The following is a 25,033-nucleotide window of genomic DNA, read 5'->3' as shown; positions in this document are numbered from 1 at the left end:
TATGACAGGCAATACCGTGAAGATCGCCCAGGTGGGCTACGGGATGTTCGGCAGCGACGTGGTGGCCGGTTCCATGTGGGACCTGCAACGCAACGGCATCTCGCCGTATCTCGACCGCATTGGGCTTGACGACCGCGCCGCCGACTACCGGGACCTGCGCTTCGAGATGGTCGCCATTGGTACCCGGTCCGAGAAGTCGGCCCGCAAGGGCTGCGCACTCAACCGCAGGAACGCGGGCATCAAGCCGATGGCTTACCACGGTGACGCGCCCTGGGAGCAGATCATCGCCGACCACCCGGACCTGGACGTGCTCATCGTCGCCACCCCGGACCACCTGCACACTGAGCCGATTCTGTGCGCGCTTGAGGCCGGGGTACACGTCATCGCCGAAAAGCCCCTGTGCCTGAGCCTGGACGAGGCCGACCGGATAATCGAGAGCGCCCGCGCGAAGAACCTGATCGTCGGTGTGGACATGCACAAGCGTTACGACCCGGACCACCTGAAGATCTTCCGGGAACTTGCGCCGCAGATGGGCCTGCCGATCCACGCACGCGGGGTCCTGGAAGAGCCCCTTGAGGTCTCCACTTCTATCTTCAAGTGGGCCGAAGACAGCGACCCCTTCACCTATGTGGGCATCCACTGGGTCGACCTCTTCTGCCACTATCTCAAACTCGTGCCCATGAGTCTCTTCGCGTTCGGCGAGAAGCAGCGCCTGCGCAGTGAATTCGGCAAGGACGCCTTCGACGCCGTTCAGGTCTTCGTGACCCACACCAACGGCATGGCCATCAGCTACGAGAATACGTGGCTCACCCCGAAAGATTTCGAGGGTCCGGTCAATCAGGAGAGCCATTTCATCGGCGGCAACGGGAAGATCGAATCCGACTCACAATATCGCGGCCTGCGCTACTGGATCGAGCGGAAGGGTTCGCGCACGAGCAATACCCACTTCTTCCGCTGGGTGCCCCGACCCGACGGCTCTTTCGGCTGCACGGGCTACGGCAAGGACAGCCTGATCGACTGTATGGAGCGCATCGTCCGCTGCCTCACCGGGCGCGCAACAGCGTCCGAACTCGAGGGGAGCTACCCGGATGCTGCATCCCAGCGCATTCCGGTGGCGATTATCCACGCGGCCCGAGAGGTCATGCAGCGCAACAGCGCTTACTTCGACCAGGGCAAGCCGCCGGTGGTGAGCGCGGGCTTCGGCCCGGACGGGATCACCATCTACGACGGACATGCGGGGAAGAAGCGCATCTATACAAAGCCGGTAGTCTGAGCCGTGATCGGCGGGAGCCCACATGGACTACATCACGGACAATGCGGATGTCCTGATTATCGGCGGCGGGACTGCCGGGCATATCGCTGCCATTCAGGCGGCGAAGCTCGGAGCGCGCACGGCGATCATCGAGGCCGGACCGCAACTGGGTGGCACCATGACCACCGGCGGCGTCTCGTTCCCGGGACTGTTCCACGCCTGGGGCAGGCAGGTCATCGCGGGCATCGGCTGGGAGCTTGTCCTGAAGGCGGTGGACCTGGATTCCGGGACCCTGCCGGACTTCAGCGTCGTGCCTCCGCGCCACTCGCAGCATCACGTCAGGATCAATGGGCCGGTCTACGCGGCGCTCGCCGAGGAGACCTGCCTGGACGCCGGGGTCGTCCTGCACTACTACGAGACCGCAATCGACGCGGAACCGGAGAACCCCGGTTGGCGCGTCGAGACTGCGGGGCGAGGAGTGCGCCGGGCTGTGACCTGCCGGCAGGTCATCGACTGCACCGGCGGCGCGGACATCGTGGGCATGCTGGGCTTTGAGCGCCGTCGCGACGAGGTGATCCAGCCAGGAACGCTGATCATGGTGCTCGGGGGGTATGATCCCGACGCCCTGGACCCGGAACTGATCCAATCCCGCTACCGCGCTGCCCTGGAGTCCGGCGCACTGCGGCGCAGCGATTTCTCCAGCCCCGACGGGCAGTTCATCCACTTCCTGAAGGGCCGGGGCATCAATGCCAACCACATCCCGGACGCCGACTCCTCCACCTCGGTCGCCTACACGAACACCAACATCGCAGGGCGCGCGTCGATGCTGCGCCTACTGCGCTTCATCCGCTCGCTTCCCGGCTGCGAAGATGCCCGGGTCATCCAGTGTCAGGCGGAAGTCGGGGTGCGCGAGACCTACCGAATTGTGGGCGAAACGACGATCACCGTCGAGGACTACATGTCGGGGCGCACGTTCGAAGACGCTGTGTGCAATGCCTTCTACCCCATCGACGTGCATGACGAACACGGCGTAACGCCTCAACCCCTCAGCCCGGGGACGGTCCCCACTGTTCCCCTGCGAGCGCTTGTGCCGAAAGGCAGCGAAAACTTACTGGTGGCGGGGAGGTCGGTGAGCAGCGATCGCCTGGCCAACTCGGCGCTGCGTGTCCAGGCAACCTGCATGGCCATCGGGCAGGCGGCCGGTGCCTGCGCTGCCCTGGCTTGCCGGGCCGCAGTGACGCCGCTGCAGGTGCCGCACAGCGAGCTTGTGGCGGTATTGCGGGAGCATGGGGCAATCGTACCGTAGGGGATAGCCTCATCCCGGCGCGTCGTGCCCGCGCGCGTCTGGTCTCTCCCCCGCGGAGCATGCAGCCGGTCGGTGGGTTTCGGGATGAGGGGCGAAAACGGCGATAGCCGCTAGACCCGCGGCAGCCAGTAGCGCTTCGCGATCTCCAGCGGAACCAACGGCGTGATGTTCCCCCAGACAATTCCACCCCAGAAGAACTGTCCCAGGGCAATTCCCACGAAACACGGAATCAGCTGCCGATACAGGCGCACCCCACCAAGCCGCAGAATCAGGGATTTCACCAGCCAGATCAAGAAGATGTCGCCCCAGATCGGGCACTCGTTCTGGTACGAGGTGGCGATCAGATAGCCCAGCGGGTGTAGCGGGAAGCGCAGGAACAGGAAGCGCAGGGAGGCGAGGGCCAGGGTCACCGCTCCGCCGCCGATGGCGAAGCCCATGCGGGTCACGTCGGGCATCACGCGCCCCGCCATCAACTGCTCCATGCTGGTGAAAGTGTTCACCGCCACCTTTGCCCGGTGATCGCCCAGACCGGTGGCGCCGTCCACGATATTCTGCCCGTACTGGTAGTAGGCGCTCAGATGCGCCCAGGCCGCACCAGCGAAGCCGAGCGCCATGGCGATGAAAAGCGCGCCGGTCATTTCGCCGCGGCGAATATGAGCGTCATCAGCCAGACGGAAGCCGTCGAGCTGGTAGGCGGCCATGAAATGCGAGTAGTAGTGATACGACAGCCACCCCAGGCTGCCCAGCGCCACCATGCTGCTGTCAGGTCCGAGCGCCTTCAGCCCCCTCGAACCCAGGAATATCTGCATATTCAGCAGAGGGAAATCCGTGGGATAGACCTGACTGTACGGGATCCCTGCTTCGGCGCGGATGCGAGCATAGACCAGCGAATATGACAGCACGACCCCGAAGAAAATGAGCGCCAGTACCACGCTCATCCCGGTGAGATTGCACCAGATGACGGCAAAAGCAAGCCCGCCCAGGAAAGCCAGCACGGCACCCCACGCAGGCAGCGGTTCATTGTGCTGCTCATTGCCCCGCACAGCCACGAAGGCCCGCCGGAACACATCTGCGATCTCCTTCCGCGCGAGGAAGGCGAGGATCAGCGCCATTACCGGATAGCCGCCGGAACACTGCTCGGCCATGAAGGGCATCGCCGGATTGTCGTAACCGAAGGCCCGGGCGCCTACGGCCAGACCTTTGTTGAGCAGGAAGAAGAACCATACAGACTGGAGGACTTCAAGATTCACCAGGTAGCCCAGGCCAAAAACCTGGGGGAAATGATGCCAGCGGAAGGGCCGCACCGCATCCCAGGGCGATTCGGTGAAGATGTTCCCAAGTTCGGTGACCGTGCCCATGGCCGGGAACCCGGGGTTGAAGGCACGCAGGACATTGCCCAGGTTCACCACGAATGCGGCAATGAACCCGATGTAGAATATGGGGTTTGAAAACAGGCTCAGACCCTCGCCCGTCGCCGGCAGTATCTGGGTGGGGAGGTAGAGGATCGGGAACTGCAACCGGTCCCCATCCACCCAGCGGCGGCGAAAGAAGCTGAGCATGCCGCTGACGCACAGGAAGATGGCCGCGAAGAGCAGGAACCAGCGGCCAAGAACCGGCATCCAGAAGGCCCACGGCACACGTTCATTGGGCGAGGCCTCGAAACACTGCCGGATAATCTCCTCGTCTCGCACGACCTGCCAGTCCGGGAGCATCGACCACATCTTGGCAAACTCATTGGTGGGTTCGGCGAAGTAGGACAGGACGGTGAGATGGGGCAGGAAGGCCCGCATGATACCGTAGCTGGACATGGGCACGGCCAGGGCCAGGCAGGCGTAGATGACCAGAAGCTCGGGGCGCGACAGGCGCAGGGGCCTCCACAGCCGCCCGAAAGTGACGGCGATCCCCAGCAGCAGGAGCAGCCACCCAACAGCAATGGCAGGCGGAGTGCCTCCAGTGGCGTAGCTCCCGGTGAGAAGCTCCGTGCGCAGAACCCACAGATTGCTGAGGGCGAGGATCGCGGCGAAGACCAGCATCGACCGGAGAGTCAGGCCGCGTTCGAATGGCCTCGGCTGTTCGCTCATCTGTCCTGTTTCCCGTGCGGGCAATTGGGGCTGAGACTCACCCCACGCGGCTCGCACTATCTTAACCAACGGGGACGGGCTCGGCAAGGAGGCCCTTCGACCGGCCGCGTGCCTTGCCTCCACACCCAGAATATGGCAATATGGCTCCTGCCAGGCTCCGGCGCGAGCCTGGCTGTCCGTTGCCCGGTTATCTCCGCCCTGCCATGGTACCAGTCATGCTGGAGCAGTACGCCACCACACTCCCCACTCTCCTGGGAATCGTATTCGTTGGCTCCATCATCCAGGGAGCCAGCGGGTTCGGATTCGGGCTGTTCGCCGTGGCGGCCCTTTCACTCTTTCTCCAGCTCACCGTCTCCAGTCCACTCCTGGCCCTGCTGAACACACCGGTGGTTGTCTACGTACTCTGGGTCCTGCGCCGACACGTGAAATGGGACCACGTTTGGCCCATCGCAGTCACGATGGTGCTGGGGGTGCCTCTGGGCGCGTATTTCCTGATCAAGTGCCCCCAGGAAATCCTCCTGCGGGTGCTGGCGGTCGTGCTCGTGTTAGCCTCGGTGCGCTCGTTCCGGGCCCGGAATGGCAATGGGAACGCAAACGACAGCACCGACCCTCCCGCGGAAGAAACCTGCTCCGGGACGCGCCACCGGGCGAATACCGGGATTATCGGACTGGTCACCGGCGCCCTCGCGGGGGCATACGGTGCAGGTGGTCCGCCGGTGATTGCTTACGTGTACTGCCGCCCATGGACCAAAGAGGAACGGACCGCGACGCTTCAGGCGATCTTCGCGATCAGCCTGGCAACGAGAATCGTGACGTACGGCGCGTCAGGTCTTTACGACATGACGATTGTGCTGGTGTCGCTTCTCTGTATCCCCGCCGGCGCGCTGGGGATGGTGCTGGGACAAGCGATCTTCCGGCGATTTCCACCCCGAGCAATGGAACTGTTCGTTGCGGTCTTCCTGCTACTGGTCGCGATCAAGCTCTTCATCTGGCCGGGAGCGATCTAGGATGATGCCTCGTTGAGCCCCGGACCGCAGATCATCAAAGCGCTGCTCGTTGTCTTTGCCGCCGCTGCAGTGCAGGGCGCATCGGGCTTCGGGTTCGCACTGACCGCTGTCGGCCCGCTCTCGCTGATGACCGAACTGACCAGCGTGACCCCGCTGATTGCCCTGTTGAACGCGCCGGTGACCGGGTATGTACTTCTCCGTCTGCGGCGGCACGTATCCGCGCGCCGCGTGCTTCCACTTGTGAGCGGAGTGGCAATCGGGACGCCCTTCGGGGTGCACGTGCTGGTGAACTGGCCTCGGGAGGTGCTCTTGCGGGGGCTTGCGGTGGTGCTCGTCATCGCCGCTGTCCGTGCTGGGCGCGCGGGCCTGCGAAACGGTCCCAGTGACGGGGCTCCGCATCACGAACCGCGCCACGGCACCGCTCTGGCGCTACTCGCCGGGGTCGCGTCGGGTGCTCTCGGCGGAGCGTTCGGCACCAGTGGCCCGCCGCTAATCGCCTACGTCTACTCGATGCCCTGGTCCAAGGAGCAGCGGACTGCTACGCTGCAGGCCTGCTTCACCGCGAGCGTGGTGCTTGGCATGGTGATGTTCGCGGCACGGGGGCTGTACACGGCCGAACTACTCACCACCGCCGCCTGGTGCATGCCCGGCTCCCTGATCGGCATGCTCGTGGGCTACGCGGCCTTCAAACGCATCCCGGCGCGGGGTCTGGAGTTGTTCGTGTCGGTGTTCCTGGTGGTCATTGCCGTGCGCCTCTTCATCAGCGGTTGAAGCCGGCGCTCTGCGCAAATCTCCAATCCTGTGAGGCGATCCATGGACACCCCTTCATCGCGGCATTCCTCGGGTTCGACCCCGCCTTGGCTGCTCCCCGCAGTAGTCGCCGGCATGCTCGCGGGAGCGCTGCTGGGAGGCTTCTCCCCCGAAGCGGGCCTTGCAGTCTCGGTCCTTGGCGACCTGTTCCTGAATGCGCTGCTGATGATCGTCGCGCCGCTGGTCATGCTCTCGATGATCACCGGGGTCACAGGCATGGGCGACATCCGCACGCTTGGGTCCCTCGGCCGGCACACGATCCTGTACTACCTGTTCACCACCGGCCTCGCCGTCCTGTGGGGAATCCTGCTGGTCAATGTGGTGCGCCCCGGCGCGGGGATCAGCCACGGCGAGAGCATTCCGGGAGCCGAGTATTCCCTGACCGGCCCCCGAGTGACCTTCTCCGATGGCCTGCAGCGCGCAGACTACGACAGCCGTTTCGTGGTCACTCTAGTCGATCAGGGTCTGACCGCGCCCATCGAAGAGGTGGGGACCGGCTGGATCCAAACCGGGCCCTGGACGGATGCCGAGGGGAATCCCGCAGAGCCGCGAGCCTCCGGGAAGGGCATCGAGATCGGGCTGCCCATCGCCGAGAAGATCAAGGGCAAACCAAAGACAGTGCGCGAGACCACAGAAGAGGTCCTGCGGGGATTGCTTCCTCGGAACCTGTTCGCGGCGATGGCGGATAACCAGGTACTGCCGCTCATCGTCTTCTCCCTGCTCCTGGGGGGCGTGCTGACCACCCTTGGCGACCGGGGCCGCCCTGCTATCGCGCTCTTCGATTCCCTGAACGCCGCGGTCATGGGCATCGTGCATCTGGTCATGCGCGCGGCGCCGATCGGGATTTTCGGTCTTGTTGCCGGACGCATCGCCCAGGCGGGCGGCTTCGAGGGCTTTGTCCCCGAACTCGTGGGTCTTGCACGGTATTTCGTCACGGTGGTTGCGGGCCTGTCGCTGCACGGCATAGTGGTACTGCCTTTCATCCTGTGGGCGGTGGGCAGGCGCAATCCTTTCCGTTTTGCTGCAAACATGGCGACGGCGCTGCTCAATGCCTTCTGCACTGCGTCGAGTTCGGCGACGATCCCCCTCACCCTGCAGGGCACGGAGGAGCGAAATGGAGTGTCGCCAAGAGTCGCCGGGTTCGTGGTTCCCCTGGGAGCCACCATCAATATGGACGGCACCGCGCTGTATGAGGCCGTGGCGGCGATCTTCATCGCGCAGGCGTACGGAATCGAACTTCACGCGGCAGCCATGGTCATCGTCTTCCTCACCGCCACCCTTGCTTCCATCGGCGCAGCGGGGATCCCCGAAGCCGGTCTCGTCACCATGCTGATGGTTCTTACCGCGGTCGGCCTGCCTCACGAGGGAGTGGCGCTGTTGCTCACCATCGACTGGCTCCTCGACCGCTTCCGCACTACGATCAATGTCTGGGGAGACGCCGTGGGAAGCGCTGTGGTAGAAACCCTCGAGAAGCGGTCCAATGCCTGGGTGGAAGGCTTCGCTTCCCCCGCCGGCGAATAGACCGGTGCCGTGAAGATCCATCTGGCAGCCCTTCCCGGAGGCCACGAATGCATCGTCTGACCAACCCTGATCGCCCCGGCCTCGCAAGTGCGCGTCTTCTGCCGAAGGTGCTCTACTGCTGCTGCGCTCTTGCCGTATCCATTGCGCACTGCGAGACCGCCAATTTCGGCGGAGTGGAGTACACCCGGGAGCCCTGGGGCATTGAGCGGCCATTTCCGACGCCGTCTGTTGAAGACAAGGAGCGCGGCTGGATCGCTTTTGTGCCCTCCATCACCGACGGGATCGGACCGGATTACCGACCGGTGAGGGCCGAGATCGGCGCGCCGATGCAGGTCTTCAGCGCGCCGGGAGAGTTCGAACCCGCCACCTTCGCGGTATACGCTCTGCGCGACACAGGGCCGCTGGACATCACATCGGGCCCACTGATCAGCACTCACGGAAGGACACTCAAGGAGTACCGCGTCGACGTCAGGGCGGTCACGGTATGGCCTCAGCGCACCTCGTGGCGCAGTTCTTCCTACTACGTCATCCCCGAGCTTCTGGAAAGCGCCAAGCGCCTGTCGGTGTCAGCCGGGAAAGTCCAGCAGTTCTGGGTCAGCGTCTATGTACCGCCGGGCACCCAGCCCGATCTGTATCAGGGCTATGTGCGGGTCGCGGAGGGTCTGCGCACGGCGGTCGTCCCCATCAGTTTGCGCGTTGTGCCTTTTGTGCTCAAGGAGCCCAAGAACCGCTTCTGGGGGCTCTGGCCGGACACCGGGCGTTGGCGAGGCCGGTCGGACGACCGCATCCTGGACGAGATGGTGGACTGGCGCATCAATGGCGTGACCCGCTGCATTCTGTACCCGCTGACACATGGAGCTTTCACGTGGGAAGATGGGCGCGTCAAAGCCGATCTGACCGAGTTCCAGCGCCACGTGGACCTGTATCTGGACGCCAACCTCTCCGAGCCGATCGTCATCAGCCTGCAGGGAATTGCCAGTCTCGTTCGCCGACTGCGGGGGCTGCAAGCGGACGATTACGGTCCGCAGTTCGCCGAGACGCTACTGCAGATCGCGGGTGCTGTGGAAGACCTGCGGGTGCGCAAGGCCTGGCCCAGGTTCGTCTACCACACCGTTGACGAACCCGGAGGGCACCCTGCGGTGCGGCAGGAGGCCCTGGAGACCCTGCGGATTCTGCACGATGCGGGCTACCGGACTTTCACCACTGCCGACATTGACTTTGCCAACAATGTGCTGGACCCGTACCTCGATGTGCGCTGCTATGGTGTCGGCTTTTGTGCAGGGAACGCCGAGCAGGCGCAGGCCCGGAAAGATGAGTGCGAGGCTGCCGGTGACGACTACTGGTGGTATGGGATCGGCTGCTACACCGGGCAGGAGGGTTCCGTCGCGGTGAACCGGCATCTCGGCGGGTTCCTGTTCCACAAAACCGGCGCCCAGGCGTGCTGGGCATGGACATTCCAGCGCCCCAACGGCGACCCTTTCAACGACTTCGACGGAACAGGGGCCGAAGCGAAGGACGCCTGCATCACCTACCCGGGCCGATCCGGGGGATCCGCGAACATCCCGACGCTTCAGTGGGAGGGAATTCGCGAGGCTGTCGACGACGTGCGCTATTTGGACTTACTCGACCGGGCTCTGTCGGAACTCGATGCGTCTGAATCACCCGCTGCCGCCGTCGTGGCCCGGTCAACGAGGGCAGAGCTGGCCCGGATCCTCAATGACGTGCCGTGGCTGGACGACGGGCAGTTGCCCTCGGACTCGGCCCAGGTTCTGCGCTGGCGGGTCTGCGAACTGCTCTTCGACTGCGCCCAGGCGCTGGGTGGCGCACTCGCTCGCCCGAACGCTCCAGGTGAGAAACGGCAAGGCAAGCCGGTTTTCGAGTCCGGAGCGCTGCCGGACATCCGGCCGGAGTTCGAGCCGGCGGTCCCAGCGGCCTGTGCTCCCCTCGTCTCTACTCCCCCCGTGCTTGACGGCGACCTCGGCGACTGGTCCCCCGTCTACGAGGTCGCGGTGCTCACCGATGAACACGGGCATTCCGCGCCGCGCTCAACGAAGGTCTTCGCAATGCGCGACCGATCGCGGCTCTACGTGGCGTTCCAATGCGAGGAGGACCAGATGGACCTTGTGCGCGCGGATGTGACAGAGGACGACGGACCAGTGTGGTCGGACGATTCCGTGGAGGTGTTCCTCGGCGCATCGCCCGACCCGCGCAACTACTGCCATTTCGTCGCCAACAGCCGGGGGACGCGCTACGACGCGCGGGTACGCGTTCAGGGCGCATTGGGCAATCAGGCTCCCAGGGGCTCTGCAATCCGTTCAGACGCATCCTGGAACGCGGACTGGACTGTGAGCGCCGCCGCGTGTCCCGGCGGATGGTGCGTGGAGATGTCGATCCCGCTTGTGGCACTGGGATGGGACGGGGCCCGCTCGCTCTACGCAAACTTCACCCGCACCCGCCGCGTTCCCGGGGGCTCCGAATACGCCTGCTGGTCGCCGACCTTCGGCGGCTACCACAGCCCGGCCCGATTCGGCCGGCTGATCATGCATACCGGCGCGCTGTCGATAGACAGTGTGCAGTGCTCGCCCGCTTTGTGGGGGGCAAACCGGATCACACTGGACATCTCGAACCCTGACGGACTGGCAGAAGTGGACCTCACTGTTACGATTTCCGGTGCTCCGCCCGAGCGCATCCGGACCGTGCTCCTACCCGGCGCGGACCGGCTCACAGTGCCCTTCGAACTGAATGCGCGCGACCTGAACACAGTGGCGATTCAGCTTCAGCCCATTAGCATGTGGGCGAAGCCCTCGGACGCGCCGCAGGGACCGCTGGATGAACGAGCGCGCCTGCGTCTGGCCCGGGACCTGGCGCCCTCTCAGGTCCGACCAACGCGGAGCACGGCGCTGACCGTGGTCTCGGCGCGCTGGCTGGACCAACCCCTGACGATCACTCCGCAACGCACCATGCTCCTGGCAGGCCAGCCGGGAATTGACATAACCGCTGATCGCAATCTGGACCGCGGCCTGCTTCGGCGCTCGGTGCTGAATGTGATCTTCACCGGCCCCGAGTGCAATGAGCGAACCACATTGGAACCGGGGCCGACCGGACGCACCTATCTGCACCTGGGGACTGCTTCGCTAAAGCCCGGGAGGTACGAGCTTGGGGTGAGGCTGACGGCCGAGGGCAAGCAGCTGGATCAGGCGCGGGTGCCTCTGTGGATCAACGCCGGCCCATGGAACTGAGATGCTGGGGTACCGCACCGCTACTCTTCGACCACCACCGCCCGGCAGGGCGCGGCGCATGACTCTTCGAGCTTCATGGGCAGTGCGCACAGTTTCACGCGGTCCGCGCCGATGTTCATCAGGTTGACCGCAGGAGCAAGAAGCAGCGTGCCTTGCCCGAAGAACCGATCCCAGAAGCCCTGGGGATCCGCCCAGGAGTCAAATCGCGGCACGTCGCCGCAGAGGATCACCGGTTCGTGGTCCAGAATCCAGTGCATCGCTTCCGCGCTGAACCATGGGCAGTTGGTGACGAAATCCGGCTCGCGCCAGTGGGCGTCCCATCCGGTGGCCACGATCACGGCGTCGCCTCGCTGCACAGGGACATTGCAGTCTATGAGGTCCCGCGCGGTGATCATCCCGTCCGGCTCCTTCGGGACCCGCAGCACCGCACAGTCCACCATCCAGAGGTCTTCGAGGGCAATGTCAATGAGCGCCGGGCCATTGCGGTCCACGTGCAGCGAGGTCTCAAGATAGGTCCCAGACTGCACACTCATGGCCATTCGCCAGGAGTAAGTCACGTGCTCCACAGCCTCGAGCTGGGGCACTTCAGCGATCTGAACTTCACCGTAAGTGCCGCCGTAGGTCCACATGCCTGAGTAGATCGGGCCGCTGATGTCAACGATTTTCATTATAGCAACCTCCGGAAGAGCGGACGGTATCCGCCAGTGAGAGCGGCAACTGAAGAGCTCCGCCTGATTGTACAGGACCCCCGCATGCCGGTGAAGTCCCGCAATGGCACGCAGGGAGACGGCCCCATGTTGTCGAACTGCCCGCGGGTGACCTTCATGAACCGCGCACACATTTTCGCGTTGGGGGCGGCCCTCGCGATGGCTCTCTTGCCCGGATGCACGAGGGAGAGGGAGCCTGACGACGGGAAAGTCCACGTCACCTATTGGGAGAAATGGACCGGGTTTGAGGGCGACGCCATGCGCGATACCGTGGACGCCTTCAACGCCTCCCAGGACCGCATTTTCGTGGAGCTTCTCACGGTCAGCCAGATCGATCAGAAGACCCTCATGGCCGCCGCAGGTGGCATCCCGCCGGACATTGCGGGCCTGTGGTCCAATGATGTAGTTTCGTACGCCCAGAAGCGTGCAGCCCTGCCCCTGGACAAATACTGCGAGAAGCATGGGATCACAAGGAGCTTGTTCATTCCCCAGTTCTGGGACATGTGCGTCTACCGCGGCAGTCTGTATGCCATCCCGACAACGCCCGCGACCACGGCCTTGCACTGGAACAAGGGACTTTTCCGCGAGGCCGGGCTCGACCCTGACAGGCCCCCTCGCACCATCGAGGAACTGGACGAGATGGCGGCGCGGCTCACGAAACGCGAGAATGGCAAGATCATTCAGATGGGGTTCATCCCGGCCGAGCCCGGCTGGTGGAACTGGGCGTGGGGCTACTTCTTCGGCGGTCAGCTGTGGGATGGCGAGTCGAAGATCACCTGCGACTCACCCGAGAACGTCCAGGCATTCGAATGGGTGCAGAAGTACGCGCGGGAGTATGGCGTCGAGGCGCTACAGACCTTCCAGAGCGGCTTCGGGAACTTCTCATCCCCGCAGAACGCCTTCATGGCCGGCAAGGTGGCCATGGAAATGCAGGGCGTGTGGATGTATAACTTCCTGGACAAGTACGCACCTGGGGTCGAATGGGGCGCAGCGCCCTTCCCGCACCCGAAGGACCGCCCCGACCTGGCGAACACTACAGTGGCCGAGGAGGATGTGGTCATCATCCCTCGCGGAGCGAAACACCCGGACGAGGCATTCGAGTTCCTTGCCTTCCTTGCCACCCACAAGGGTTCGGAGTTGCTCAATCTCGGCCAACGCAAGTTCACGCCGCTGCTGAATCCCACCCCCGAGTTCTTCCGACAGCACCCGAACCCGGAGATCGAGGTTTTCACCGACCTCGCCGGCAGCCCAAACGCTGTGAGCAGCCCGCATCTGTCTATCTCCCGCGAATTCACGGGCGAAATGGCCAACGCCTTTGACGAAATCTGGCTCTGCCGGAAGACGCCGAAACAGGCTCTGAGTGAGGTGCGCGTGCGCATGCAGAAGCGGCTGGACTGGGAGTTGTCACGCGCGGAGCGGTTTGACTGAGGGGCTTCGTTGGCCGTCCGCCTGCGCCGTCCACTACCGCGCGGAGCGCGGGTTCGTACCATGCAGCGTCGTCTACCATCTTTCTGATTACCAAGACACCATGCAGAGGACCCCATGACATCACCCATCACGAACTCACAACCGATGAACCTCTGGCCCGGCGAAGTACCCGGAATCCACACTGGCGAGCCCCGTCACGTCCCGACCCTGGTTCCCTTCCTGGTCGACACCCCGAAACCGCGAGGCGCTGTGGTGGTCTGCCCAGGTGGCGGCTATGCGGGCCGGGCCGATCACGAAGGCGAGCCCATCGCACGCATGCTCAACCAGGCCGGCATCCACGCCTTCGTTTGCCATTACCGGGTCGCGTCGTACCGGCACCCGTACCCGCTCATGGACGCCCAGCGCGCCATTCGTACGGTTCGAGTGAACGCTCAATGCTGGGGCATTCTGCCCGACAGGATCGGGATTTTGGGCTTCTCGGCCGGTGGGCACCTGGCAAGCACCGCGGGGACGCATTACGACGCCGGAGATCCAAACTCGGCCGACCCCGTTGCCCGGGTCTCCTGCCGTCCGGATGCGCTTGTGCTCTGCTACCCGGTCATCAGCTTCGGACAATTCGGGCACCTCGGCTCGCTGCGCAACCTGTTGGGCGAGAACGCGCCGGCAGAGCTGATCTCTTCGCTATCCAATGAGACCCAGGTGACCGGAGACACCCCTCCGACTTTCCTGTGGCACACCGCTGATGACGCCGGAGTGCCGGTGGAGAACAGCATCCTGTTCGCGAGCGCTCTGCGCAAGTGCGGGGTGCCCTTCGAACTGCATATCTACCAATCGGGCCGGCACGGCCTTGGTCTCGCGCCCGAAGACCCCCACGTCGCGAGCTGGGCCAAGCTCTGCTGTGAGTGGCTCGCCGGGCTCGGGTTCTGAGTTTGTTCCGTCGCCCAATAATGCGGGAGGCCGCGCGATGCGCTGGGCAAGTTCGCTGGTTCTCGTCGCCCTTGTGGCTTCGCACACGTGGGGCTATCAGCCACGGAGCAATGTCACCCGAGGCATCTACTGCAATCCGTCCGCTGCAATCGCTACTGCGGTCTGGGCGCAATTCCGCGGTGCTCCGCAGTATGTGACCGACGTGAAGTTCAGCGGCGCCGGTGCGCTGCTGTGCGACAACACCGGCGGCGGTCGCGGCTCCGGATCCGGAGTGCGCCAGACCGTCTCCCTGAACCAGGCCGAGCCGAAGCCCATCAAGATCGCGGGCTGGAGCAAGGCCCAGGACGTGGCCCCGGGAACCGGTTACGAATACTCGCTGTATGTGGACATGGTGCTGGCTGACGGCACCCCCTGGCATATGCAAATCGCGGCGTTCCGGCCGGGCACCCACGACTGGGAGTATGCGGAGTCAGTCGTGACGCCGGAGAAGCCCGTGAAGAGTGCCAGTTTCCACGCCTTCATCCGCGAGAAGTCCGGCAAGGTCTGGTTCGACGACCTGTTCCTGGGCGAAGTTGACGGCGGGAATCTCCTGCGTAATCCCGGCTTCGAGCCCGACGACCGCGTGGATACGGAAGCTCGAGACAAACTGGTCGCAGAGTACCTGGACCTGAACGCGAATGCCATGCACATTTACCTGTCTCCGAGCGCTCCATGCTGGGAGTCGGATCTTCTCGGCAGGCACTATGACGGCCCCAGTCCGCTGGCCGAGTTCCTGGAGTTCCTCAAGCAGCGAGGTATCGGCGTCTGGGTGACCATGGGCTCCCTGCCACAACCCTTCGACGGCGTGGATGATCCGCGCTTTCCGGCCTACTACTGTCCGAACGAGAAGTGGGGCGAGAACTGGGTCGCAGTCATGGGCGACATAGCGCGCCAGGACATTGCGGGCATCAGTCTTGTGCCCGATGAGTACAATTACGACAACCGCGGCCTCAAACGGGACTTCGCCAATCACCGGGACGACGCGGTGCGCGCGTATTATGAGCGGATGCCGCCATACTGCGACGGTCCCGGTTGTCGCGCCATTTACCGGGCGAGATTCGGGACCGACATGCCTGATCTGTCCACGGTCCAGCAGACCAACGCCTGGCGCGACTACATTCGCTTCCGTTATCAGACCACCACCGAATGGCTGCGCAAGAGCGCCGAAGCTGTGAAGCAGGCGAACCCGGACTGCCGTGCGGATTCACTGCTGTGTGTGACCCCGGTCTGCTCCGATCGCTGGTGGACCGTGGGCGTGGCGTGGGACCAGGTGGGGTACGGCACCAAGATCGACTTCCTTACGACAGACCCCTACATCCTGCTGCACAATTACCTGGGGGACTCTACCCACTGGTATGTCACCGAGACTTGCGAGCGGCTATCCGGCGCACATCCCCTGCGCCAGTGCGGGTCGGTTCTGGAGGCTTCGCGGCTGCGTCCCGAGCATCGCGAGCTCGAGCCGGTGGAAGTCTACGGCGCCGCGTTTAGCTCGGTGTTTCACGGCGCGAGAGAGCTTGCCTGGTGGCACCACTCACACATTACAGGCCAGACGGCCACCGCGTCGGACCCAGCTTTCACATACGCCACGGTAAAGGCTGCCTATCAGGCGCTCAAAGAGGCCGATCCGTGGTTCGAGGGTTTGACCCCAATCAAGCGCATCGCCCTTCTACACAGCCGCGCTTCGGAAGACTGGTGGCGGTTCAACACCGAACCCGAGCCACAGCCGGTTCTGACCCACTCCGGCAAGGATGCGCGCTACGCATCCCGGGCACAAGTGGAGCCGCTGATGCACCTCCTTCGGTCGGCGGTGCCTGTGGACCTGTATTACCTGGAATCCGTCACCGCCGAGCAGCTCTCGGACTATCCGATAGCGGTCGTTCCCTTCGCCTTCGCGATCTCCGATCGGCAAGCGGAAGTCCTGCGTCAGTATGCGGCCTCGGGCGGCCGACTCGTGGTCATTTCCGAAGTCGGAACGCTGGATGAGGATGGTAAGCTCAGGGACCGACCAGCGCTGCTTGAGCTTCTCGGCCTTGCGCGCGCACCCTCTGGTGAACAGATGGGTCCGCTGACCGTGGAGCCAGGTACCGGCGTGGAGTGGCTCAGTCCGACGGAGGAGTTCAGCGTGTTCGCGTCGGTTGCCCTGGACAAGTCGGCGCGCGCACTGGCTAGCGCAGGAGATGTCCCGGTCATTACCTACCGCGCCATCGGGGACGGCGCCGTCGTCTATCTTGCCGGCGAATTTGGCGCGGGGCTGCCCGTGGACTATAGCAATGAGAAGCGGACGAGGACCGAGCGCATCTACCCGCCGAAATTCAGGCCCGCCGCCTCCGAATTGCTGCTGCGCATCTACAAGGCGCTCTTCGAGGGCAGCCCGTTGCGGGAGAACTTCGAGTCCCTGAGCGTGGTCGACCATGTCCAGATCGCCTACCCGGGCGCAGAGCCTCCCTATCCAGACGACCTGGAAGCAGTCGCGGCTCGAAATGCCCGGGGCGAGCTTATCTGCCTGGTCACCAATTGGACGTCCGGGACTGCCCGGTTCACTCTTGATCCGGGAGGTCTCAGACCAACCGGCGCGGAATTACGCGATGGCATCCTGGTCTCACCCGACGCCACGGTGCGGAAGCTCGACGCTCTGCCTCGTGAACTGGCACCGCAGCAGAGCTGTATCCTTCGCCTGGAGTACCCGCGTCCATGATGCCCTGCAGGGGGGGAACGCTGTAACACGGGACCGTGCCACGCTGCCGGCCCAGAGCTCCTTTGAGGTGCACTGATGAATGAGATTCTCTGCAAGGAAGAAATCGCGCCGAGCACTTTTCGTTACAGAATCTATCAGCCGAAAATCGCCCGTAAGCGCAAGGCGGGGCAGTTCGTTATCGTCCGTTCCCATGAGGGCGGCGAGCGCGTGCCCCTCACGCTGGTGGGCTCCGACCTAGATGAGGGCTCAATTACCCTCATCTTCCAGGCCGTCGGGCATTCCACCAGGGAACTGGCGCTTCTCGAGGAAGGCGACAGTCTCCTGGACGTTGCCGGTCCCCTCGGCCAGCCGACGCACATTGAGAACTACGGCACCGCCTGCGTCATCGGCGGCGGCTACGGAACCGCGCCGGTTCTTCCCATCGCCCAGGCACTCAAGGATGTCGGCAATGACATGATCGGAATCATCGGCGCCCGAACCCAGGACCTGGTGATCCTGGAGAAAGAGCTCGGCGAGATCTGCCCATCATTGTACGTGGCCACCGATGACGGCAGCTACGGACACAAGGGCTTCGTCACCGATGTGCTCAAGGAGATCCTCGACGAGGGCCGAGAGATCAACTTCGTGCTGGCAGTCGGCCCGACCCCGATGATGCGCGCGGTGGCCAACCTGACCCGAGAGCGCGGCATCCCGACAATGGTCAGCCTCAATCCACTCATGATCGACGGAACGGGGATGTGTGGAGGGTGCCGTGTTGAGGTCGGCGGCGAGACCAAATTCGCCTGCGTTGACGGCCCGGAATTCGACGCGCACCAGGTCAATTTCGACCTGCTGATGAAGCGGCAGGCCACATACAAGGAGCAGGAAGCCGAAGCGCGAGACTGGGGCGCCCACTGCAAGCTTGACCTGCCCGAATCCAAGTAGCGTCTGTATTGAGCGACCTTTCACCTGGAGGAATGTCTCCTCATGGCAAGTGCATCCAAACTGCCGCGTCAGCCGATGGCCGAACAGCCTCCACAGCAGCGGATATACAACTTCGATGAAGTTCCTCTGGGCTACACCGCGGAACAGGCGATTGCCGAGGCCAGTCGTTGCCTGCAATGCAAGAAGTCCCCGTGCGTTTCGGGGTGTCCGGTTGAGGTGGACATCCCCGGGTTCATCGCCCTCGTACGCGAGGGGAAGTTCGCCGAAGCTGCGCGAAAGATAAAGGAAACCAACGTCCTCCCGGCCGTCTGCGGACGGGTCTGCCCGCAAGAGGACCAGTGCGAGAAGCTCTGCGTTCTGGGGATCAAAGGGGAGCCGGTTGCCATCGGCCGCTTGGAGCGTTTCGTGGCCGATTACGAACGCGAGAACAACCTGATGGAGCGGCCTGATCGCCAACCTGACACCGGCAAGCGGGTGGCCATTGTGGGCTCCGGCCCTGCCGGGCTCACTTGCGCTGCCGAACTCGCCAAACGCGGGCACCAGGTGACGATCTTCGAAGCCCTGCACGAGATGGGTGGCGTGCTGGTGTACGGAATCCCCGAGTTTCGCCTGCCCAAGCGCATTCTGAAGGTGGAGATCGACGCATTGCGAGACCTGGGCGTTGAACTCGTGACCAGCGCTGTCGTGGGTAAGCTGGACACGATCCATGAACTCCTCGATGATGAAGGCTATGACGCCGTGTTTGTTGGTACCGGCGCGGGCCTGCCCACTTTCATGGGCATCGAGGGCGAGAACCTCATCGGCGTATATTCCGCCAACGAGTTTCTGACTCGATCCAACCTCATGCGCGCCTACGAGTTCGGGGAGAGTGACACCCCAATCGCCCGGGGCAAGAGCGTCATGGTGGTGGGCGGGGGTAATGTGGCGATGGATGCCGCTCGGACCGCGAAACGCCTGGGTGCGGACAAGGTGATCCTGGCCTATCGGCGCTCCCGCGATGAGATGCCCGCGCGCGCCGAGGAGATACATCACGCCGAGGAGGAGGGCATCGAGTTCCACCTGCTCACGGTACCGCTGGAGTTCCGCGGAGACGATCAGGGCAGGCTAACGTCGGCCTGGATGCAGAGAATGGAGCTCGGCGAGCCCGATGACAGTGGCCGGCGAAGGCCTGTTCCCGTCGAAGGTTCGGAGTATGAGGAAGCTATCGACGTTGCGGTTATTGCCATCGGCGCGGGTGCAAACCCGCTGATCAGCAGCACCACGCCAGACCTGGAGATCAATCGCAAGGGTTACATCGTGGCGGACGAAGAGACCGGCGCCACCAGCATTCCGGGGGTCTATGCGGGCGGGGACATCGTCACCGGTGCGGCCACGGTTATCGAAGCCATGGGGGCCGGTCGCAGAGCCGCAGCAGCGATTGACGAGTACCTCAGGAACAAGTGATCCTGCGCCATGCCAACCATACAAACAGCTGACGCCTGCCTCGATCAGATGCAGGCGTCAGTTGTCTCCGAGACCTACCCGGAATCACAGGTCTCCGTAAGCCGGCAGGATTCCTCCGCTGAATATGCCGCCCTGTTCCGAGCACAGCCAAACGATGGCTTCTGCCAGAGCATGGGGCGTCACCCACTTTGATGGGTCCGACTTTGGCATGCCTTCGCGGTTGGCCGGCGTGTCAATGGTGCCCGGGGCGATCGCCACTGCCGTGACTCCGGTGCCACGCAGTTCCTCGCGCAGGACCTCTGTGAACTTCGCCACAGCGGCTTTAGAGACCGCGTAGCTTCCGGTCCCGGCCTTCACCGTGAAGGCGCCGCGCGAGGCGATATTCACCACCCGCCCATACCCGGCCTCAAGCATGACTGGGATGAAAGCCCGGCAGCTGAGAAACGTGGTGGTCAGGTTCAGGTCCATCAACCTGCGCCACTCGTCCGGCTCGATCTCCCAGAGCTTGGGACCGTACGCAAACCCGCCGACGATGTTGGCGAGTGCGTCCACGCCGCCCATGAACCCCAGGGTCTCCCCTCTGAGCCGCTCTACGTCGTCCGCAATCGTCAGGTCTGCCTGGACGGGATGGCAGCGATTCGCTTCGTTACCGGCGGTCCCCACGATCTCTTGAAGTGCGTGCTCGCTGTGGCCCACGGCTACCACCTGCGCTCCGTGGTCCAGAAACGCGCGCAGGACAGCGCTGCCCAGGGCTCCTGCCGCACCCGTGACTACCGCTCGTTTCCCGTCGAGAAGCATGGCAGACCCTCCACTCTCTCAGATCGAGTCACCGGGTCGCCAGGACCTGCTCGATGAAGGAATACGCTTCTTCCCGCACCTCGGGCGGGAAGTCGTGTCCGCACACCGGATGCGCGGCCCGAAGGTTGCCCGGAACTCCCAGTAGTCCAAACAGGGGTGCGGCCGCTTCGATGCAGTCTCGCACGCCCTGAAGGTCGAAGTTGCTGTCCCCGGTGGGCGAGTTCGTGAACACCACCCGGGGAGCGATAGCGGCCAGCACATCGCTGAAGTCGAAGGGCATCCGCTCTGGACTGGCGCCGTAGAGCTCCCTAATTCGCGGCATGTATCCCGCATGCGACCAGCCCGTGAGGTCTCCCTTCATGTACCGGTAGAACGAGCAGAACCCGCAACTGGTCACCGCTACCTTGATGCGCAGATCAAAGGCCGTGACGAATAGAGTGTTGTGACCGCCCAGGGAGTGCCCGATGCAGGCGATGCGCTCCGGGTCTACAGTGGGCAGCGACTGGAGCACATCCACCCCGCGCATATGGTTGACGATACCTTTCATGGTGGCGCTGACATATCCCAGCGCGTACGCATCTGTCTGGTTCTCGCCGAACCGCGGGTAATCAGGCGCGAGGGTTATGAATCCGCGCCGGGCCAGTTCAAGCGCGTACTGCAGGTTCTCGCTTCCGCCAAGCCCCGCCGGCTCACCTTTGCCGATGGGTATCGTCTGGTGCAGACAAAGCGCCGCGGGCATGTCCGGGCGCTGGTCCACGGGGATGAACAGGTATGCGGGAACACGGTCGCCATCCCGGGTGTCGTATCGAATCTTCAGTCGTGTGACCCCGGGCAGGTCTTCGCGCTCATCCACGATGAAACTCGGAGGGGTCGAATCCGGACCGGGAAAAGGCCCCATCACCTGCTGCATGCGCGCGAGAGCGATCTCTCGCCGCTTCTCTGCGTCTTCAGCGCCTGCGACCGGGCGCCGGTTACCTTGGGCATCCCACCATGACATGCAGTCAAACTTCTCTTCGCGGGTGGGCGCGGAACCGTCAGCGAAAGCGGCGACACACATGAGGGAGATCACCAGGACTGTTGGTATTGGGCTCATGGGTTGCTCCGGGGCCTGCCTTGCCCCAGTCGGGGATCCGGCCGTGCTTTTCCTACACGATTGGCGGAATGCCTGTGTACTCGATGGGATGGGTTGGCAACTTCGCCCACTGGCAGTCCGCATCCGCCGGCCCGTTCTCGTGTTCGTAGAGTCGTCGCCAACGCGACTTGAACTCCTGCCAGTTTTTCATGGTCGTGTACTTGAACTTCACATCCACGGAACCGTCGGTGGTCACGTTCTCGAAATGGTACATCTCGGCGCCCGGTTCATACAGCACGCGCCAGCCCTTCTCGCGGGCACGGTAGCACAGGTCGAAATCCTCGAACTGAGCAGGGTTGAAGACCTCGTCCATGCCGCCCAGCGTATCCGTGATCTCCTTACGCATGAGCCAACAGGCGCTGATGAGACACTGGACTTCGCAGGGATGGTTGAACTCCGGGGCGTCAATGGGTTCTCCCCTGCCTCGGTACTGAACGCGACCGTGAGGAGAGATCGCGACCCCCGCGCACTCGATATTGTAAGGCGCGAAGGGATACACGAGTTTCGGCCCGACGAAACCGTTCCGTGGGGCGGCCTCCAGAGCTTCCTGCAGGACCGCAAGCCAGTTGCGGCTGCGGACTGCCAGATCGTTGTCGCAGAAGGCAATGAGCGGCTGGGTGGCCAGTTCAAGCCCCTGATTGCGGGCAGTGATCGCGCCCGCGTTGCATTCGTTGGTGATGAGGGCGTAGTCCACCCCGGCGCCCTGTGCAAGCCCGGGGAGCTCTTCGGACAGATACTCTCGTGTGCCGTCTGCTGATCCGTTGTCAATGCAGACGATCTGCGCGGGCAGAGGGTCGGATTGCAGGATGCTCTCCAGGCACAGGCGCGAGTATGGGAGCTTGTTGTAGTTCACGATAATGGCACAGACGGGCGCGTGCACGGCAGTCTCTCCTCGGGCGGCGCATGGCCGCGTCATATCCAGAAGATCATGTTGCCGGTTCCACCGGCGAACTGATCGATAATGAGCCAGAAGCCGTTGGCGCAGAACTGGCCCAGGATCAGGCCCAGAAAAAAGGCGCGGGCGCGACGGTACATCTTCACACCGCCATAGCGCATGATGGTGGTCTTGAGGGTCCAGCTGAGGAGAATCGTCATCCACTGCTGATCCATGATCCAGACCGGGGCCAGAGCAAATCCCAGGGGGTGGAAGGGCCACCAGAGAAACCGCTGGCGCATTCCTGCGAGGAATGCCATGAGCGCCGCTCCGCCGGCAGTCAGAACAAGTCCGGGGATGTTTGGCCCCTTCGGGCTCATGAAATGAACCTGCACCCACTTCAGCGGCGCGAGGGGCCCGCCCGCGAAAAACCAGCTGTTCATGGTCACGCCGCCGGTCTGGTACGCCCAGCGCATGGTCAGGTAGATGCTGATCGGCGCGCTGGCAAGCAGGGCCAGGATCATCAGCCAGAAAAGCCTCTTTCGGTTGCCCGTGGTGTTCTCGGCCAGCTTCAGCCCGTTCGCGGCGGAGGCCATGACGAAGGTACGCATGTCGGAACACCAGACGTAGCTCATGGCCAGGGACATCAGGCCCTTCTCCCCCACCGCAGGGGCCCCAAGAGCCGAGACGATCACGCCCGGCGCGATTGTCGGCGCAACGGCTTCGGCCATCCCGCTCTCGGCAACGATCCGCGTGAGGCCCACGAACAACACCATCGCGGTAATAAGAAATATCACCGCCACGTAAAGCGGCATGCCGGACCAGTTCAGCCACACAGTCATGAAGACAAGCCCGACCAGTAGTCCCCAGAACGCCGCGCGGTAGGAGAGAATCTCTCCGCGATCCGCTCCGGGCTCACCGCGGCCAATCGCGCCGGCGACAACTTCTGACAGGTGCCCCCGCGCTGTACGCAGGCCCCCGAAGACAAGGACCAGGAACGCGCCCATGCCCAGGTGTGCGAAGACAGGTGACGGGGCGCCGTAGACGCCCAGGTTCTCGGTCATCCCGACCTTCAGGACGTTCAGAATACCGCGGATGATGAAAAAGAGTACATTGAAGAACCACAGGCTGAAAGCGGTCTGCTGTTCCACGAGGTAGAAGAAGCCAACCATCGGAAAGCTGACGCGAAAGTGCATGGTCTGGGTCTGACGGAACATGGAGATCTGCCAGTGGGTCGTGGGCGAGGGCACGGTGGGATAGTAATGGTGCAATCCCTGGAGGGTCGCAAAGGCCAGTGGCACCGCGAAGCCCAGCCACATGACGGGGTTACGGTACAGCGGCGCCGTGCGCGTTCCCTCACCCTCAGCTACCATCTCCAGAGGCAGGACGGTGAGCGGGTAGATGAGCCGTTCGCGTTCCACCCACTGCCGGCGCAGGATCACCATTGTGCAGATCATCACGAAGTAGAGAACCATCAGGAACGGTCCCCAGGCGGACAGAGGGCGGATCCAGGCCGACCAGGGCGCGAGACGCCCGGCAGGCAGGCCTTCGTAGAAGAACCGAATGGCCTCTTCAGATTCCGGCGCGAGCCAGGGGTTCAGGTGAGGTTGAAGCAGCTTGTCCCAGTCGTTCTCCGGCGTGGCGTAATAGTACGGGGCGGTGATGATCGACATGAGCTGCCCGCTTAGCCCCATGGTTTGCACAGCGCAGGCCACGATCATCATGATGTAGACGGTGGTGCATTCGCCGGGTGTCAACGCCCAGCTTCGGCGCACGCGGGCGACGGCATTGTTCGCGAAAGCCGTGAGAATGAACAGCAGGAACAGGGCGGCCGCAGTGGAGAAGTCGTAATCCATCGAGGAGCCCTTGAGCACCAGCGTGGAGTACGGGGCGCCGAACCCCACCAGGAGACAGGCAATGGCGCCCACCACCGCCGCCCGTGCCGAGAAGGAAGACGGGCGGGGTCTCGCATCAGGGCCGGGGGCATCTTGCGGAACCATCATGGGTTCGCTCAAGGCTTTCCTCGCGCGGCAGGGAGTATTCCGTGGATGCAAGAGCGAAAGGCTATTCGCCAGACGTGGCGCCTGTCCCTCCCCGGCACGAAAAAGGCCGCCGAAGCCGTGGCCCCGGCGGCCCTGCTACACAAGTCCCTGGCGATCACAGCCAGCGTGGGCTTAGTCAGCGTCCCACATGTCGGTGACGTTCACGGCGTCGTCCTTCATCCACTTGCAGTGGCCGTCGACGAAGGCATAGTTGTCGCCGTCATTGTGGCGGCGGGGATGATAGGTGGCAGATTGGTAGAGATAGTACCGCTGCCAGGAAGCAGTGGGTGCTCCACTGTCACCGAGCATAAAGGTTTCGGACGGTCCCGGGCTGTTGTAGATGGCCAGCGAGCAGCCCTCGTAGATGGCGCCGGTGCGTGCCGGGCTCCACTGCGTGCCCGGAGCGTATCCGCAACCCGAGTAGTTCCAGCCGTAACCCGGGAAGACACCGGGATCTGACGGGCAGTAGAACATCTGTACGTTCTTGACGTACGGCTGTATGACAGAAGTCCAGTATTGCCCCCCGCAGGAAGCGAAGGGGAGCTTTTCGTCGTAGTCCTGGGCGTACATCAAGGCGGCGAGAGCCAACTGCTTGCAATTGGACAAGCAGCTGGACTGGCGCGCCTTCTCCCGTGCCCTTGCGAACACAGGGAACAGTATTGCTGCGAGGATCGCGATGATCTAATCGCTGAACAACCCCATTGGCGGGGTGTTACGCGTCGCTCTGGCCGTCTTTTTTGAAGGCCCGGGCCCTTTTCTCTCAACGTGAGCCGTTTACAGGCGCTCTGAAGGCCATTCTGTTGCGGTC

The 25,033-nt window shown here is 63.5% G+C and carries 18 protein-coding genes; 11 read left to right on the top strand and 7 right to left on the bottom strand.

What is annotated here, in order from left to right; genetic code table 11:
* Position 1: 1 nt before the first annotated feature.
* Positions 2-1,273 (top strand): Gfo/Idh/MocA family oxidoreductase, encoded by a 1,272-nt coding sequence (locus HPY44_07675; GenBank protein ID NSW55874.1) that lies wholly within the window; start codon positions 2-4, stop codon positions 1,271-1,273.
* 22 nt (positions 1,274-1,295) lie between these two features.
* Positions 1,296-2,558 carry an FAD-dependent oxidoreductase gene (locus HPY44_07670; GenBank protein ID NSW55873.1) on the top strand — a complete coding sequence of 421 codons (1,263 nt, stop codon included), beginning with the start codon at positions 1,296-1,298 and terminating at the stop codon, positions 2,556-2,558.
* Between the two features lie 110 nt (positions 2,559-2,668).
* On the opposite strand, the gene HPY44_07665 is transcribed toward HPY44_07670, so the two are convergent.
* Positions 2,669-4,639, bottom strand: coding sequence for a hypothetical protein (locus HPY44_07665; GenBank protein NSW55872.1), 1,971 nt, complete (start codon positions 4,637-4,639; stop codon positions 2,669-2,671).
* A gap of 203 nt (positions 4,640-4,842) precedes the next feature.
* On the opposite strand from HPY44_07665, the gene HPY44_07660 reads away from it, so the two are divergent.
* From HPY44_07660 to HPY44_07645, 4 genes are read left to right on the top strand one after another with little or no spacing between them, the layout of a single operon-like run.
* Complete coding sequence (locus HPY44_07660) at positions 4,843-5,646, top strand: sulfite exporter TauE/SafE family protein (GenBank protein NSW55871.1); 804 nt, start codon at positions 4,843-4,845, stop codon at positions 5,644-5,646.
* Positions 5,647-5,658: 12 nt separating this feature from the next.
* The gene (locus tag HPY44_07655) at positions 5,659-6,417 is read left to right on the top strand and encodes a sulfite exporter TauE/SafE family protein (protein NSW55870.1); all 759 of its coding nucleotides are present in this window, start codon (positions 5,659-5,661) and stop codon (positions 6,415-6,417) included.
* A gap of 42 nt (positions 6,418-6,459) precedes the next feature.
* Complete coding sequence (locus HPY44_07650; protein NSW55869.1) at positions 6,460-7,977, top strand: dicarboxylate/amino acid:cation symporter; 1,518 nt, start codon at positions 6,460-6,462, stop codon at positions 7,975-7,977.
* Between the two features lie 47 nt (positions 7,978-8,024).
* Positions 8,025-11,216 carry a hypothetical protein gene (locus tag HPY44_07645; protein ID NSW55868.1) on the top strand — a complete coding sequence of 1,064 codons (3,192 nt, stop codon included), beginning with the start codon at positions 8,025-8,027 and terminating at the stop codon, positions 11,214-11,216.
* Positions 11,217-11,236: 20 nt separating this feature from the next.
* On the opposite strand, the gene HPY44_07640 is transcribed toward HPY44_07645, so the two are convergent.
* A complete protein-coding gene (locus HPY44_07640; GenBank protein NSW55867.1) occupies positions 11,237-11,884 on the bottom strand; it encodes a cyclase family protein in 648 nt (215 codons plus the stop codon).
* Positions 11,885-12,010: 126 nt separating this feature from the next.
* Between HPY44_07640 and HPY44_07635 the strand changes: the two genes are divergently transcribed.
* From HPY44_07635 to gltA, 5 genes are all read left to right on the top strand, one after another.
* Positions 12,011-13,351 carry an ABC transporter substrate-binding protein gene (locus HPY44_07635; protein ID NSW55866.1) on the top strand — a complete coding sequence of 447 codons (1,341 nt, stop codon included), beginning with the start codon at positions 12,011-12,013 and terminating at the stop codon, positions 13,349-13,351.
* 144 nt (positions 13,352-13,495) lie between these two features.
* Positions 13,496-14,278, top strand: coding sequence for an alpha/beta hydrolase (locus HPY44_07630; GenBank protein ID NSW55865.1), 783 nt, complete (start codon positions 13,496-13,498; stop codon positions 14,276-14,278).
* 37 nt (positions 14,279-14,315) lie between these two features.
* Positions 14,316-17,012, top strand: coding sequence for a beta-galactosidase trimerization domain-containing protein (locus HPY44_07625; protein NSW55864.1), 2,697 nt, complete (start codon positions 14,316-14,318; stop codon positions 17,010-17,012).
* A gap of 75 nt (positions 17,013-17,087) precedes the next feature.
* Positions 17,088-17,936, top strand: a complete 849-nt coding sequence (locus tag HPY44_07620) for a sulfide/dihydroorotate dehydrogenase-like FAD/NAD-binding protein (protein NSW55863.1) — start codon at positions 17,088-17,090, stop codon at positions 17,934-17,936.
* Between the two features lie 42 nt (positions 17,937-17,978).
* Positions 17,979-19,379, top strand: coding sequence for an NADPH-dependent glutamate synthase (gltA, locus tag HPY44_07615; GenBank protein ID NSW55862.1), 1,401 nt, complete (start codon positions 17,979-17,981; stop codon positions 19,377-19,379).
* 84 nt (positions 19,380-19,463) lie between these two features.
* Here the strand turns inward: gltA and HPY44_07610 are convergent, their stop codons facing one another.
* From HPY44_07610 to HPY44_07590, 5 genes are all read right to left on the bottom strand, one after another.
* Entirely contained in the window at positions 19,464-20,177 is a 714-nt protein-coding gene (locus tag HPY44_07610; protein ID NSW55861.1) for an SDR family oxidoreductase, read from the bottom strand.
* A 28-nt stretch (positions 20,178-20,205) separates the two neighbouring features.
* On the bottom strand, positions 20,206-21,270 hold the full coding sequence (locus HPY44_07605; protein ID NSW55860.1) for an alpha/beta fold hydrolase: 1,065 nt from the start codon (positions 21,268-21,270) through the stop codon (positions 20,206-20,208).
* Between the two features lie 52 nt (positions 21,271-21,322).
* Complete coding sequence (locus HPY44_07600; GenBank protein ID NSW55859.1) at positions 21,323-22,189, bottom strand: glycosyltransferase family 2 protein; 867 nt, start codon at positions 22,187-22,189, stop codon at positions 21,323-21,325.
* Positions 22,190-22,221: 32 nt separating this feature from the next.
* Positions 22,222-24,198 (bottom strand): hypothetical protein, encoded by a 1,977-nt coding sequence (locus HPY44_07595; GenBank protein ID NSW55858.1) that lies wholly within the window; start codon positions 24,196-24,198, stop codon positions 22,222-22,224.
* Positions 24,199-24,357: 159 nt separating this feature from the next.
* Positions 24,358-24,906: a DUF1559 domain-containing protein gene (locus tag HPY44_07590; GenBank protein ID NSW55857.1), complete on the bottom strand. Its 549-nt coding sequence runs from the start codon at positions 24,904-24,906 to the stop codon at positions 24,358-24,360.
* Positions 24,907-25,033 lie beyond the last annotated feature (127 nt).

The organism is Armatimonadota bacterium, assembly GCA_013314775.1.
Lineage (GTDB): Bacteria > Armatimonadota > Zipacnadia > Zipacnadales > JABUFB01 > JABUFB01.
This window is presented reverse-complemented; position numbering and strand designations above follow the sequence as displayed.

Excerpts from the sequence above, each read along its gene's own strand:
- HPY44_07635 (NSW55866.1), top strand. The coding sequence starts at position 12,011 with ATGTTGTCGAACTGCCCGCGGGTGACCTTCATGAACCGCGCACACATT.
- HPY44_07660 (NSW55871.1), top strand. The coding sequence starts at position 4,843 with ATGGTACCAGTCATGCTGGAGCAGTACGCCACCACACTCCCCACTCTC.
- HPY44_07665 (NSW55872.1), bottom strand. The coding sequence starts at position 4,639 with ATGAGCGAACAGCCGAGGCCATTCGAACGCGGCCTGACTCTCCGGTCG.
- HPY44_07620 (NSW55863.1), top strand. The coding sequence starts at position 17,088 with ATGAATGAGATTCTCTGCAAGGAAGAAATCGCGCCGAGCACTTTTCGT.
- HPY44_07670 (NSW55873.1), top strand. The coding sequence starts at position 1,296 with ATGGACTACATCACGGACAATGCGGATGTCCTGATTATCGGCGGCGGG.
- HPY44_07630 (NSW55865.1), top strand. The coding sequence starts at position 13,496 with ATGAACCTCTGGCCCGGCGAAGTACCCGGAATCCACACTGGCGAGCCC.
- HPY44_07605 (NSW55860.1), bottom strand. The coding sequence starts at position 21,270 with ATGAGCCCAATACCAACAGTCCTGGTGATCTCCCTCATGTGTGTCGCC.
- HPY44_07640 (NSW55867.1), bottom strand. The coding sequence starts at position 11,884 with ATGAAAATCGTTGACATCAGCGGCCCGATCTACTCAGGCATGTGGACC.
- HPY44_07610 (NSW55861.1), bottom strand. The coding sequence starts at position 20,177 with ATGCTTCTCGACGGGAAACGAGCGGTAGTCACGGGTGCGGCAGGAGCC.
- HPY44_07675 (NSW55874.1), top strand. The coding sequence starts at position 2 with ATGACAGGCAATACCGTGAAGATCGCCCAGGTGGGCTACGGGATGTTC.
- HPY44_07645 (NSW55868.1), top strand. The coding sequence starts at position 8,025 with ATGCATCGTCTGACCAACCCTGATCGCCCCGGCCTCGCAAGTGCGCGT.
- HPY44_07625 (NSW55864.1), top strand. The coding sequence starts at position 14,316 with ATGCGCTGGGCAAGTTCGCTGGTTCTCGTCGCCCTTGTGGCTTCGCAC.
- HPY44_07650 (NSW55869.1), top strand. The coding sequence starts at position 6,460 with ATGGACACCCCTTCATCGCGGCATTCCTCGGGTTCGACCCCGCCTTGG.
- gltA (NSW55862.1), top strand. The coding sequence starts at position 17,979 with ATGGCAAGTGCATCCAAACTGCCGCGTCAGCCGATGGCCGAACAGCCT.